This window comes from Brevibacillus sp. M2.1A (assembly GCF_013284355.2).
Taxonomy (GTDB): Bacteria; Bacillota; Bacilli; order Brevibacillales; family Brevibacillaceae; genus Brevibacillus.
Genome location: NZ_JABSUY020000001.1, coordinates 5,611,789 through 5,624,454, shown reverse-complemented (window position 1 = coordinate 5,624,454; position 12,666 = coordinate 5,611,789). Strand labels below are relative to the sequence as shown.

13 protein-coding genes are annotated in these 12,666 nt (G+C 48.8%); 9 read left to right on the top strand and 4 right to left on the bottom strand.

The genetic code is table 11. The annotated features are described in order from the left end of the window. Positions 1–47: 47 nt before the first annotated feature. On the bottom strand, positions 48–800 hold the full coding sequence (locus tag HP567_RS26815; protein WP_173610016.1) for a polysaccharide deacetylase family protein: 753 nt from the start codon (positions 798–800) through the stop codon (positions 48–50). A 187-nt stretch (positions 801–987) separates the two neighbouring features. Between HP567_RS26815 and HP567_RS26810 the strand changes: the two genes are divergently transcribed. Further along, positions 988–2,391, top strand: coding sequence for an aspartate kinase (locus tag HP567_RS26810; protein ID WP_173610017.1), 1,404 nt, complete (start codon positions 988–990; stop codon positions 2,389–2,391). Here HP567_RS26810 and HP567_RS26805 read toward each other — a convergent pair. After that, on the bottom strand, positions 2,322–2,828 hold the full coding sequence (locus HP567_RS26805; protein WP_173610018.1) for a M67 family metallopeptidase: 507 nt from the start codon (positions 2,826–2,828) through the stop codon (positions 2,322–2,324). The two genes, HP567_RS26810 and HP567_RS26805, sit on opposite strands and share 70 nt — an antisense overlap. A gap of 52 nt (positions 2,829–2,880) precedes the next feature. Between HP567_RS26805 and HP567_RS26800 the strand changes: the two genes are divergently transcribed. The 5 genes from HP567_RS26800 (at position 2,881) to HP567_RS26780 (ending at position 6,750) form a co-directional block, all read left to right on the top strand. Further along, positions 2,881–3,738 (top strand): DUF72 domain-containing protein, encoded by an 858-nt coding sequence (locus tag HP567_RS26800; RefSeq protein ID WP_173610019.1) that lies wholly within the window; start codon positions 2,881–2,883, stop codon positions 3,736–3,738. A gap of 20 nt (positions 3,739–3,758) precedes the next feature. Further along, complete coding sequence (locus HP567_RS26795; protein WP_173610020.1) at positions 3,759–4,583, top strand: sulfite exporter TauE/SafE family protein; 825 nt, start codon at positions 3,759–3,761, stop codon at positions 4,581–4,583. A 24-nt stretch (positions 4,584–4,607) separates the two neighbouring features. Then, entirely contained in the window at positions 4,608–6,062 is a 1,455-nt protein-coding gene (locus HP567_RS26790) for a bifunctional metallophosphatase/5'-nucleotidase (protein ID WP_173610021.1), read from the top strand. Positions 6,063–6,109: 47 nt separating this feature from the next. Then, positions 6,110–6,349: a DUF6154 family protein gene (locus tag HP567_RS26785; protein ID WP_173610022.1), complete on the top strand. Its 240-nt coding sequence runs from the start codon at positions 6,110–6,112 to the stop codon at positions 6,347–6,349. A 98-nt stretch (positions 6,350–6,447) separates the two neighbouring features. Continuing rightward, positions 6,448–6,750, top strand: coding sequence for a YunC family protein (locus HP567_RS26780; RefSeq protein WP_047073052.1), 303 nt, complete (start codon positions 6,448–6,450; stop codon positions 6,748–6,750). 73 nt (positions 6,751–6,823) lie between these two features. On the opposite strand, the gene HP567_RS26775 is transcribed toward HP567_RS26780, so the two are convergent. Next, entirely contained in the window at positions 6,824–7,837 is a 1,014-nt protein-coding gene (locus HP567_RS26775; RefSeq protein ID WP_173610023.1) for a DUF2804 domain-containing protein, read from the bottom strand. A gap of 120 nt (positions 7,838–7,957) precedes the next feature. Here HP567_RS26775 and HP567_RS26770 point away from each other — a divergent pair, with 120 nt between their 5' ends. Beyond that, positions 7,958–9,052, top strand: a complete 1,095-nt coding sequence (locus HP567_RS26770; RefSeq protein ID WP_173610024.1) for an HD-GYP domain-containing protein — start codon at positions 7,958–7,960, stop codon at positions 9,050–9,052. Here the strand turns inward: HP567_RS26770 and corA are convergent, their stop codons facing one another. Further along, positions 9,053–9,988 (bottom strand): magnesium/cobalt transporter CorA, encoded by a 936-nt coding sequence (gene corA, locus HP567_RS26765; protein WP_173610025.1) that lies wholly within the window; start codon positions 9,986–9,988, stop codon positions 9,053–9,055. A gap of 440 nt (positions 9,989–10,428) precedes the next feature. Between corA and HP567_RS26760 the strand changes: the two genes are divergently transcribed. Beyond that, on the top strand, positions 10,429–11,220 hold the full coding sequence (locus tag HP567_RS26760) for a hypothetical protein (RefSeq protein ID WP_173610026.1): 792 nt from the start codon (positions 10,429–10,431) through the stop codon (positions 11,218–11,220). A gap of 128 nt (positions 11,221–11,348) precedes the next feature. Beyond that, on the top strand, positions 11,349–12,665 hold the full coding sequence (locus HP567_RS26755) for a globin-coupled sensor protein (RefSeq protein WP_173610027.1): 1,317 nt from the start codon (positions 11,349–11,351) through the stop codon (positions 12,663–12,665). Position 12,666 lies beyond the last annotated feature (1 nt).

Here is a 12,666-nt window from a genome sequence, read left to right as displayed (position 1 = left end):
AGGAGAAGTGCCCCTTTTTAGCGAGGGGCACTTTTTTATGCAGAAAATCAAGGGTAGTCTACCTGTTTCGCGCGTCCGTATCCTCTCAACAATTCGCTGACCGTGACGAATTTATACCCTCTATTTTTCAGTTCAGGCAATATTTGCTCGAGAGCTTGTACAGTCTGTTTTCGATTGCCTCCGTAATCGTGAAATAGCACGATGTCTCCATTCCGAGCGTTGTTCAAAACCTTGTTGACGATCTTTTTTACACCGGGGTCGCTCCAATCACGTGTGTCTTGATGCCATGACCACATGATCACGAGAAAACCGGCTTGCTTGGCTGTATCGACTACGGTCTCGTCATAATATCCCCCCGGAGGACGAAAGAGGGTGGGACGAACCCCTGTTGCCGAATAAATCGTCTCCTGTGTTTTTTGCACCTCTTCTAACAGTCGTTTCGCTGACAGCTTTCGTATATCAGGATGACTGTAAGTGTGATTGGCAATCTCATGTTGATCATTCGCGAGAGATTTGACAATTTCCGGGTACTCGCTCACACGATTGCCGACGACAAAAAAGGTAGATTTCGCTTGATACTGCTTCAGCAGCGCTGCGATCTGAGGAGTGTATACCTGATCAGGACCATCGTCAAAGGTAAGGGCAATCACCTTGCTCTCTGTCGGCACTTCCCAAACGATATCTCCTCTTGTTTCGTAATACTCGCGATTTTTTCCCCGAATGGCATTGGCTGTCTCGCTGAAGGAAGGAGCAAGAATGACAGCGAGCAAAAGGGGGAAAAAGAGGATAAGCTTTTTCATTCGTTCACCTCGTTGCAGAGACTATGGTGCTAGGTAGCTGTACGTGATGATGTACTCACCGTTACTATGCGACAAATCTTGATGAATATTCCTGTGTGTCTCTGTGGAAAAGACACTTGTTCTTTTTGTGTGGATAAATTAAGCTAGTAAAAGCATAAGACGTGAGAGTTGGGTGGAGGAATCAATCATGAAGGTAGCAAAATTTGGGGGAACATCTCTGGCGAATGCCGAGCAAATAAAAAAAGTATGCCAAATTGTTATGGCGGATCGGGACAGACGATTGATTGTTGTATCGGCACCTGGGAAACGGAACAAGGAAGATACGAAGGTTACTGATTTGTTAATTGCCTATGCTGAGCGATCTTTGGCTGGGGAGCCTACAGAGGAAGCAAAACAAGCCATTTTCCTGCGCTACCGGGAGATTGTGGCCGAACTCGGTCTTTCTGCCGAGATCGGCCAAGCGATCGAAGCGGAGCTCGAGGAGGTTCTCGCAAACAAGGCGGGCTTGTCCGCAGACAGATTCATGGATGCGGTCAAAGCTGCCGGAGAGGATACATGCGCCAAAGTTGTCGCTCGTTATTTGCAGAGCCTGGGTGAGGTCGCGACCTACATCAATCCAAAGGACGCAGGAATGCTGGTTACAGATGAAGCAAGTAATGCTCATATCCTCCCTGAAGAGTATACCAAATTGGCGACATTGCGAGAGCGGGAGGGAATCGTCATTTTCCCAGGATTTTTCGGCTATTCGCGTGCCGGTGATCTGGTTACTTTTTCACGAGGTGGCTCGGATATTACGGGATCGATTTTGGCTGCGGCAGTTCAGGCAGAGGTCTACGAGAATTTTACAGATGTCGACTCGGTGTATGTGGTCAACCCAAACCTGATTGCCGATCCAAAAAAAGTGACAGAGATTACGTACCGAGAGATGAGGGAGCTGTCCTATTCCGGTTTTAGTGTGTTCCACGAGGAAGCGTTGATTCCCGCATATCAAGCAGATATACCAGTATGCATCAAGAATACAAACAATCCGTCTGCGCCTGGTACGATGATTGTGGCGGAGAGAGGATCTGCTACAAACAGAGTGTCGGGGATTGCAAGTGACGGCGGCTTTTGCAGCATTTACGTCAGCAAGTATTTGATGAACCGCGAAATTGGCTTTGGTCGCAAGCTGCTGCAAATTCTGGAGGAGGAAGGGCTTTCGTATGAGCACACGCCATCTGGAATTGATAACATTTCTGTCATTCTCCGAGAGCGAGATCTCACGGAAGAGAAGGAACAGCGGATTGTAGAGCGCATCCGCCGAGAGCTGCTCGCTGATGATGTCGCTGTTCAGCATAGTCTGGCACTCGTCATGATTGTCGGGGAGGGCATGCGTCAATCTGTGGGGACAACTGCGCGAGCCACTACGGCGTTGGCTGCTGCGAAAATCAATTTGGAAATGATCAATCAGGGGTCATCGGAAGTAAGCATGATGTTCGGTGTAAAAGCCGAAGAGGCAGACCGTGCTGTGATTGCTTTGTATCAAGAGTTTTTTGGAGGAGAGGAACCAGTGGTTTCCCCATCGTCACAAGCCGCTTCTGTCAGTGTATAGCTGCGTGCTTCAAATGATCCGCTATTGCCATTCTGTACCCATTGATAGACATGCCATGCTGGCTGTGCGGATGCGAGTCCCACAATCCAATAGCTGAGCGTGGGATAATGCCAGCCTGCTATGTCGCGTGCAGAAGGGATTGGCAGTGTATGTGGGTGTGTATGCAAGACACCTAGCCATTGAAGATTGTTCTTGCGGATGTGTTGCAAGGCTTGAAGAAACGTTGTCCCATCCCAAGCGAACACGTGCCTGTCAGGGGAGATGGGCATTGGTACACAGGTCGTAATCGTTGCTCCATGACCTGCGAGCAAAGCAGAATACTCATAAGGAAACGCCTCTTGTGCTTCGGCCAGGAGGCGTTTCGCTACTTTTTTCGTCAGGAATATTTTGTTATCCTTAATCGCAAAGGGGTCACCCAACCAAGCGGGATTTTTCATTCGGCTTACGTCCTTCTTCTCTATTCGGCTATGATTTGGAGGTTAGCATTTGATGACTACAATACAAGTGGGAGTTTGCGGCTGGGGAGATCAGCACGAATTGTACGTACAAGGTGTGCGCAATCGAGACAAGCTGTCCGTATATGCCAGCCACTTTCCAATTGTAGAGGTGGATAGTTCTTTTTACGCTATTTTACCACAGCGAAATTACGAATCGTGGGTGAAGGATACGCCTGAACGATTTGGCTTTATCGTCAAGCCTCATCAAGGGATGACGGGACATCAACGAGGGGACGCTTCGGCAAGCAAACGGGAATTGTTTCGTCTGTTTGAGGAGAGTATTCAGCCTGTCGTGGAGGCAGGCAAGCTCAAAGCATTGCTGTTTCAGTTTCCGCCGTGGTTCGATTGTACCCGGGAGCATGTCCAGTATGTGACTGCTTGCCGCCAAGCCATGCAGGCGTATCCGTTTGCGGTGGAGTTTCGCCATCAAAGCTGGTTTGAACCACGGTATTCAGAGCGAACGCTTGATTTCTTGCACAAGATCGAAGCGACACATGTGGTATGTGATGAACCGCAGGTCGGAAAAGGCTCCGTCCCGATTGTTCCTGCCGTAACGAAGCCATCCTTGGCGTTGGTACGCTTTCATGGGCGCAACAAAGCGGGCTGGCGAGATCCCGGAGAGGGACAAAATTGGCGAGATGTCCGTTATTTATATCGATACAGTGAGACAGAGCTTGCAGAGTGGGTTGAACACATCAGACTACTCGAAAGGGAAGCGGATGAAGTCTGCATTTTGTTCAACAATAACTCTGGAGGAGATGCAGCAGCGAATGCGAAGCAGTTTTCGGAGATGCTTGGCCTTGCACCAACTGGTCTGAATCCTCGTCAGATGGACCTGTTCTCCACGTAGCAAGAAAGAAGGGGAGTATCATGCTTGCAGTAATTGCCATCTTGTTTGTCATCATTGGAGTCGTGGCTGGCGTCATTGGCAGTATCGCGGGTCTGGGTGGTGGGATTTTTTTCGTGCCTGCTCTGCTGTATTTTGGGAATTGGTACATGCCTGGATCGATGAACCCGCAAGTAGCAGCGGCGACTTCGCTAATCGTGATTGCGGTAACGGCCCTGTCTTCCTCCCTTTCTTATTTCAAACAAAAAAAAGTAGATAAAGAGAGTGCTATGCTCTTTTTCATCGGGAGTGCCCCAGGTGCTATTGTGGGCGTGTATCTTAATACATTACTAGCAGTGGAGGGCTTTTCGCTGCTGTTTGGCTTGTTTCAGCTCTGTATGTTTGTCGTATTGATGGTCAAAGACAAGATCAAACCACGCAGCATCAAGTGGGAAGTCCAACGCCACTTCGTCGACAACGAAGGAAATGAATATGTGTACGGGTATAGCAAATGGTCCGTGATTACGATTGCCTTCTTTGTAGGGATTACCTCGTCGCTATTTGGTGTGGGGGGCGGCATCCTGATGGTTCCAGCCATGATGATTTTGTTTCGTTTCCCGCCACACATTGCCACGGCTACTTCTATGGTGGTCATCTTTTTATCAGCGGTGGTTGGATCAATCACGAATATCTTCCACGACAACGTACACTGGCTGTATGCAGCGATGCTCGCGCCGGGGGCATGGGCGGGCGGAAAGCTCGGAGCGATTATTGCCAGTAAAATGAAAGGTCGCACCATCGTGCTGTTTTTGCGTGTTCTGATATTGGGAATTGCCATACAAATGATCGGAGAAGCGATTTTTGGATAATGAGACGAGAGGGAGGGGAAAGTCGTGGCTGACACCTGTACCTTACACATTTTGCACACGAATGACTTGCACAGCCATTTTGATACGATGCCGCGAATTGCAACCTGCCTGAGCATACACCGAGAAGAGTGGGAGGGCAGGGGAGAGCATGTGCTGACGGTCGATATTGGGGACCATATGGATCGAATGGATATCCGATCTGAAGCGAGCTTTGGGAAAACAAACGTCGAGATCATGAACCGCAGCGGGATTCAATACGCGACGATCGGAAACAACGAAGGCATCACACTCCCAAAAGACAAGCTGAATGAACTGTACACAGATGCACGCTTCCCGATCATTACGGGCAATCTGTTTGAACCGACAACCAATTCTGTCCCGTCTTGGGCTGTACCATACGCAATTCATACCATAGGCGAGCTGCGGCTGGCGATCTTGGGAATGACGATTCCCTTTGGACCCTCTTATCAGAGTATGGGATGGGAAATCAAGGAACCGATTCCGATATTGCGTGAGCAGATTGCGGCACTGCGCTCGTCAGTGGATGTTGTCATTTTGCTATCGCATCTCGGCTATCAGACAGATTGTGTGCTGGCTAGTGAAGTCGATGGGCTGGATATCATTTTGGGCGGACACTCTCACCGGGCACTGCTTCATGGAGAACACCTGGGAGGCACCTTGATCACACAAGCTGGGCGGTTTGGCGAGTATGTCGGTCATGTAGAGCTCGTCTGGGACAGGACTCATAATGGCATCAAAGACGTGCGTGCAGAGCTTTTTCACACAGAACAGTATCAGGTAGACGAATCATTGAGCCAATTCATCGAGAGTGAAAAAGTATGGGCAGAAACTCGTTTGTTTCAGCCAATTGCTCAACTGGAGCAAGACATGCACATAGGCTGGACGGAGGAGACCCCCTATGGCTCCTTCATCGCAGCGAGTATTCGCAAATGGACGGGTGCTGAGATCGGCATGGCAAATGGCGGGCTGTTGCTTGCCGATTTGCCACGGGGCAGCTTGTCTTTTGCCGATTTGCTGCACAGTATTCCCCACCCGATCAATGCCTGCGCTGTCACGATTACAGGGGCGCAGCTCACCACTGTTCTGGAGCAAGCCATTCAACCGGAAATGGTTCATCGGGAGCTGCGAGGGTACGGTTTTCGCGGCAAAATAGAAGGCTGGATGTGTGTGGACGGATTGCACATCCGCTACAGTGAGAATGACCAACCGCAAATTATCCAGATTGAAGTCAACGGGCAACCGCTTGATCGCGAACGTCTGTATCGAGTCGGGACGATCGACATGTTTATGTACAATCGCATGTTTCCTGAATTGCTGCTCGGCAGTGAGGTTACGTTTTTCTTACCCGAGATGCTGCGTGAAGTGCTCGCCACCACGATACAGGACCAGCAGATGCTGCAAAATGCGTTTCTTCCTCGGTGGGAAAAGATATCGCCCACGTCAAAAAACCAATCGTAGAGACCGTTTTTTCGGGAATGCTATCGAAAAACGGGAGGAGACGAGTGATGCGCTTCATTGATGAAGTTTACGAGCTGTACAGAGGACATTTTAATGGCGATGAAGAGGACATTACAGCAGTTGTCGTTGGCATTCTCGCTGAGCAGTCTCGAGATGATTTGTTGGACTTGGTCGAGGAAATGGACGAGGAAGAGCTGTTTCACATGCTTGCAACGTATATGATTGAAGTCATGAAACGGAAAGTCGCGATGGAGGATGAGCACTTTCCGACAGGCATCATGCATTAAAATTCGATCAGGGAGCTCTCATTGAAACCTCACCTTTCTCTGCTAAATGTCATAGGATGGTAACGCTAACAGACAGGAGAGAAAAGGGAGGAATCTTGATGGTCGAGGTAGTGCCAATCCACTTTCCAGAGGGGACGGCTATTGCTGTCACCGTTCGTTTGCCCAAGACGACGCTATTGGCTGTAACGACCGATCATGGATACATCATGTGTGGAGCGCTGGATGTGGGGCTATTAAACGAAAGGTTAGCAGCGAGAGAAATTCTTGCCGGTCGTGCGGTGGGGGTCAAGACCATACAGGAATTGCTGGATGCACCGCTGGAGTCCGTGACGACGACGGCGGAGAAGAAGGGGATTACTGCTGGGATGATTGGGCGGGATGCTGTCGTGAAAATGCTGTAAAACAACAAACGGTTTGCCTATAGAAAAAACCTTTGTCCCGGGACAAAGGTTTTTCAGTTTTTTCGCGCCTTGTCTACCAACGGGCATTTTGTTCTTCACAGATTCCGATCTTGCTTTGCACCGCAATCGTTTTTCCATCAGGTGTTGAGAGTGTCCCGTCATATCGGCCGATTACTTGATGCAGAGTGGTCCGCACCACCGCAAAATTTTTATGCTCGGTTCGGGCAAAGAGCGGCGTAAAGGTGAGGCGTACCGCAGAAGATTCTTCACTCGCAAGCGTCCAAGGGAGCATCCGGTTGTCAGGATTGTAAGAAAAACGAATTTGTTCACTCAGCTTGTAGAGGACACCATCAATCATCAAGCCATTTTCCGTCATACCGGTTCCGTCCGTCCAGCCTTTGCCAAAGTTAAAGCCTGCGACACCCTCCGCGTGACGGAAAGAGCAGGTCGTCCAGTTCCAGCGAGTGTGATACGGCCAAACGCCACGTCCAAAATCCAGACTGGCAAAAGCATTCTGCCGATCGAGCACATAGGTTTTCCCGTTATAGGCAATGGTGCCGTGCACGGGTCGGGCCGTTTGCTTCGATGTAAACTGAAAGCGCTCTGCACTCCACGGGATCACGACATTTAAGGACTCGGCTGGCGGATCAATCACGATGTCGAGCGAGAGAGGCTTATTGCCGGGGCAAATGGCAGTCGCTTCTACACTCGTTCCGCTGGCTCCTGGTTGAAAGGAGACGGAGAGCTTGCGGCTCGCAAAATGGCAAGGCTCATCTACGGTGGCACCAAGCCGAATCCCTGCACCAAAAGGAACCGTAACAGCACTGTCCGCGGTTTCCCCTGTCGTCAGATCAATAAAATGGACAAAGACAATGCCAGCGTAATCCAGATTGACCATCGCAATCGACATCGCACATTCAGGCGCGGTGATAAACCAAAAATTCCATTTTTTCCGGCGAAGCCAATGCCCGCTAAATTGGCAGTCGTGCAACGGATAGCGGGACCAGCCAATCGCTTCGGGAAGCAAGCGGCCATCCTGGTCACATAATGAAAGAGGCTGTGTTAATTCTGTTTCGATAAGCGGCATACGATCATCTCCCTTGCAAACAAGGATTCTTCCGAAAAGAATATCTAGAAAAAATTTCATGTAGAATCAAGTCGAATCACGCTATAATAGGGATACCCTGAGGAAAGGGAAGGAAAGGAAATGCGACTGAAATCCATTCAAAAATGCCAGCCGGGTGATAAACTGGCTCGTTCCATCTATACAGAGAATGGAACGATTCTCGTTGGAGCTGGAGTAGAACTGACCCAACGAATGATAGCTCGACTCAAAAATAAAAACGTGAACAGTCTCTACATCCAAGACAAGCGCACCGATGATATTATCGTGGAGACAGTCATTTCCGAAAATACTCGCAGACAAGCAATGTCCATGATTCACGATGCATTCCGAACCGTTCATCAAGTCCCGGACAAATGGCAGCAGCTTTTTTCGGACAAGGGTTTGGGACGTAAGCTCCGGGATGTCATGCAAATCGTTGCGGATGAATTGAACAACAGTGATTCAGCCATGAATTTATTGGCAGATGCTTGTGCCTTCGACAATTACATATTCACGCACTCATTTAACGTTGCCTTGTACAGCACAGCTCTCGCCATAAATACCGGCTGCTCGGAAAAAGATGTGTTGGAGATAAGTATTGGCGGTATGCTCCACGATATCGGAAAAGTGCATATCCCAGACGACATTTTGAAAAAGCCGGGCCGCCTTACGCAAGAAGAATTTGAAATCATGAAAAGACATACGGAGATCGGTTTTGAGATGCTTCGTCGGCAAGACGACATTCCGTTGCTTGCAGCCCACTGCGCTTTTCAGCATCACGAGCGCTGGGATGGCTCCGGTTATCCACGGCACCTGAAAAAAGAAGAGATTCACCCGTTTGGTCGCTTGATGGCAGTGGCTGATGTTTTCGATGCCCTGACGTCGCATCGGGTGTACCGTCGCGGAATGCTTCCTCATGAAGCGATGGAGGTGCTCTACTCCGGTTCAGGCAAACTGTTCGACCAGGCGTATGTAGAGGCTTTGCGAAATACGATTGCACTCTACCCTGTTGGTCTGACCGTCACGCTGAACAATGGTTTGTCTGGTGTCGTTGTCGATTCGAACAAAGGAATGCCGAGCCGCCCGATCGTCAGAGTTCTGGTAGATGAGGAAGGGCGGGATATCGAGCATCCCTATGAGTGTGACTTGTCCAAAATGCTGACGCTCATGATCATCGCCTGTGGCGATTTGGTCTAATCAGAGCCAGTCCTTCTTTTTAAAAATGATATACATCGTCGTGCCTATCGCCGCCATACATCCCAGAACGATGTAATAGCCGTAGGGTGAACGCAGCTCAGGCATCACATCAAAGTTCATCCCGTATATACCGGTCACAATTGTCAATGGCATAAAAATCGTTGTCAAGGCGGTAAAAACACGCATAATATCGTTGGCTCTACCAGCAAGCGCTGCTTGATATGCTTCGCGCAAGTTCCCGATGAGTTCGCGAAAAGCTTCAAAGCTCTCTACAATTTTGCTGGCATCCTCTACAATATCGCCAAAGTACTTCCGCAGATAAGGTTGAATCAGCGGGAGTTCTTTTTTATGTAGGGCATCAATCAAATCCCGCTGGGGAACAAGCATTTTACGGGCGTACAAGATTTCACTGCGCAGCCCGATAATTTGATCCAGATGGGATTTTTTCGTGTGCATCAAAATTTGTTCTTCCAGATCTTCGAGCAGGTCTTCAATTTTTTCAGTCACATCAAAATAACGATCGACAATTTGATCGACCAAGTAATACAGAAACGCATCGGGGCGATTGACTTCTTTTTCCCGGATGATCGAAAACATGGTAGTAAATTCGGGGGCCTCCTGCTTCGTTACGGTGATGATGGTGCTGCTGCCCAAAAAAATATTGATTTCACGCAAGAAGATATCATGATTGTGGAAGGTAATGCCATTGATGACTATAAAGTAATGATCATCGTAGTTTTGCAGCTTGGGCCGCTGTTCTTCCTCGTCGATGCAGTCCTCGACAGCCAGATGATGCAGTCCGAACAGCGGCTGTAAAATATCCAAATCGAATGGAGCAGCATGAATCCAGTAAAACCCGTTTACAGGTGGAGTAGCAGTCTCTTCGATGTCTTCTATCTCAGTGATGATTCCGTTTTGTACAAGTCTGATCTTCATGTTTGATTCTCCTGCAAGTGGATTCGGTTGCGGCGGGTAGGCGGGGCCAGATTTGTGTGAGAATCAGTTCATAAGCGGAGCGAAGTGCTCGACGGCTAGGCGGAGCCTTTGATGCGCGCTGTTGTTTTGGAGTCGTCATGCGAGTTCGCCTCCTCGATGAAAGCCTTCATCCTATATGTATGAACGTCAACTCGTCCTTTTTCCCGCTGCGGCTAGCTATGGTAAGTCTTTTGATTCGTACTCATGCGCACCTGCCAGTCCAAGAGAGGCCAAGGTCGACGAGTCCGGTCACTCCAAATAATACCGCTCGTTTCATTGCCTTAGTGTTCCTCACTTTCTTCGATCCCTCTCTCTTATTTTACCGTTTCGGACGGTATGACCAAAGCCATTTTTTGCATACTACAGATAAGCTGAACAGATGAAAAGGTGGATGTAGCGACATGTGGACAAGCAAGAGGGCAGGTATGATTGGCTGTATCGTATGGATGTTGGCAGGAGCCGGGTGGGGACAAGCAGCTCTTGCCTTGGAGGCGAGAGATGTACAGCCTCCTCCGACAGTGTTTGAGGAAATCCAGGTCAAACGGCAGGATGTGACAGGCGATGGTCGACCGGATCTCGTCACGTTGCTAGGAAAGAGGTTTGCGGCAGACAGCCCTTACTTTGAACACTTAAAAATCATGGTTCAAGACCCCGTTGCGAAAAAAACAACCTTTTTTACAACACCGTACGGCGCTTATCAGCCGGAGATGTCCTTTTGTGATTTTACCGGAGGGGGTGTGCAACAAATTTTGCTTCAGGCGCCGACTGGGGGCAGTGCAGGGACGTCTGAGTTTTATTTGTTCGCAGACAAGGACAATAAGCCGGCGATTTTGCCTGTCCCGCAGCCCTTGACGATTTCGGGCTCCTATCAGGACCAATACAAAGTGCCGTTGACGATCAAGGAGACGGGGGAGACTGTCGTTCTCGATTTGTCTGATCGCAAAAAAATCTATGAAGAAAATGGTGTCTACAAGAACGGGAAGCTGGTTTCTCCAGTAGAGGTCTTGCCAAATACGTTTAGCGTACTCAAGCCCATCAATGAGAACCGCGATGGCATCTGTGAATTAAAAGGGGAGCAGAGAGTCAGCGGTGTTGCCAACGCTGATACGATCGCGCATGTGGAGTCGTACTGGAAATGGGACAAGACAAGCTGGAAGCTGCAACGAGTCGTTGTGAGAAAAGCGGAAATGTAGCTGTTAGTTAGCTAGGCATATTCAACCGCCCATGGTCAAGGTGGGCGGTTTACACCCGTTTGTAAAGGAGTATATAATTGAAAGGATATTCCAGAGATATATGTACTCGGATAAAAGGAGTTCAGGCTATGAGCACATGTCCGTTTTCCACCTTTTTTGGTTTGAAAGGGAAAGGAAAAAGTGAATCTTTTTTTCAGGGGGTGAAGGAAAAGGGGGAAGTGAACGTTGTAGGGAAAAGCACTCTCGCGAAGCAACTAGCAATGATCAACCTGACCGAAGAAGAATTGAGCATTGTGAAAGCACTTCAGCCACTTATCATTCAAAATATTGACGCTATTGTAGATTATTTTTATGCCAGTATTGAAAATGAACCGCTTTTAATGAAGATTGTAAACCAAAACAGCACGATTGAACGGTTGAAATTAACGCTAAACCGCCATATCTGTGAAATGTTTAGCGGACGCATCGACAGCGCCTACATTGAACAGCGTAGTAGAATTGCGGTTATTCATATGCGAATTGGCTTAGAACCAAAATGGTACTTGAGCGCATTCCAAAACATCCTGGTTACCTTGATTGATCTCTTGCATAAAAACATCGCGGACAAGGACGAGTTCGTACAAGCCGTCACGGCCGTCACGAAGATTCTCAACATCGAACAGCAAATTGTGCTGGAGGAATATGAAAACGAGCATGAAAAGGCGCGGCAATTGGATCAAGACAAAAAGGACGAGCTGCGAATCCTCCTGACCAATTCTGCGCATGAACTGGCAGCGGTCTCAGAAGAAAACAGCGCGTCTGTTGTGCAATTGACAGAACAGTCGAGAGAAGTGCTTCGTTTTGCTGAAAATGGCACGGGCTTTTCCACGAAAGCACAAGAGCTGTCCCGGGAAGGCAAAGAAAAGCTGGAAAAACAACAGGAACAAATGCGCTTGATTCAGAGTAGCGTCAAGCAAATCTCGGAAGAAATGAACGCGATGGAGGAAAACGCCGAAAAAATCCAAGGGATTGTAGAGGTCGTGACGGCGATTGCTGAGCAGACAAATCTCTTGGCTTTAAATGCCGCGATTGAAGCAGCACGTGCTGGCGAACAGGGACGCGGATTTGCCGTCGTAGCCGATGAGGTACGCAAGCTGGCAGAACAGACCAAAAAGTCCGTATTCGGTGTGCGTGAGCTGATTGAGAAGACGAACCAACAGACAGTAGTCCTCTCATCTGTCGTGGTAGAAATTCAGGCGCTAGTCCAATCGAGCACGGCGGTAGTAAACGAGACGAATGCCTTTTTTGAAGGAATCATGAGCGCTGTCTCAGACAGTAAAGAACAGAGCTCACGGATTCAGCGGGAGCTGGAAAACTTCTTCAAAGTCATGGAAGATATGAACCAAGCGGTGGCACAGGTAGCCAGCTCTGCGGATGAGCTGTCGGAAATAACAGAAAACCTGTAAA

Bases quoted from the DNA above. Each gene is read 5' to 3' on its own strand.
- HP567_RS26815 (WP_173610016.1), bottom strand. From the start codon at position 800: ATGAAAAAGCTTATCCTCTTTTTCCCCCTTTTGCTCGCTGTCATTCTT.
- HP567_RS26810 (WP_173610017.1), top strand. From the start codon at position 988: ATGAAGGTAGCAAAATTTGGGGGAACATCTCTGGCGAATGCCGAGCAA.
- HP567_RS26805 (WP_173610018.1), bottom strand. From the start codon at position 2,828: ATGAAAAATCCCGCTTGGTTGGGTGACCCCTTTGCGATTAAGGATAAC.
- HP567_RS26800 (WP_173610019.1), top strand. From the start codon at position 2,881: ATGACTACAATACAAGTGGGAGTTTGCGGCTGGGGAGATCAGCACGAA.
- HP567_RS26795 (WP_173610020.1), top strand. From the start codon at position 3,759: ATGCTTGCAGTAATTGCCATCTTGTTTGTCATCATTGGAGTCGTGGCT.
- HP567_RS26785 (WP_173610022.1), top strand. From the start codon at position 6,110: ATGCGCTTCATTGATGAAGTTTACGAGCTGTACAGAGGACATTTTAAT.
- HP567_RS26780 (WP_047073052.1), top strand. From the start codon at position 6,448: ATGGTCGAGGTAGTGCCAATCCACTTTCCAGAGGGGACGGCTATTGCT.
- HP567_RS26775 (WP_173610023.1), bottom strand. From the start codon at position 7,837: ATGCCGCTTATCGAAACAGAATTAACACAGCCTCTTTCATTATGTGAC.
- HP567_RS26770 (WP_173610024.1), top strand. From the start codon at position 7,958: ATGCGACTGAAATCCATTCAAAAATGCCAGCCGGGTGATAAACTGGCT.
- corA (WP_173610025.1), bottom strand. From the start codon at position 9,988: ATGAAGATCAGACTTGTACAAAACGGAATCATCACTGAGATAGAAGAC.
- HP567_RS26760 (WP_173610026.1), top strand. From the start codon at position 10,429: ATGTGGACAAGCAAGAGGGCAGGTATGATTGGCTGTATCGTATGGATG.
- HP567_RS26755 (WP_173610027.1), top strand. From the start codon at position 11,349: ATGAGCACATGTCCGTTTTCCACCTTTTTTGGTTTGAAAGGGAAAGGA.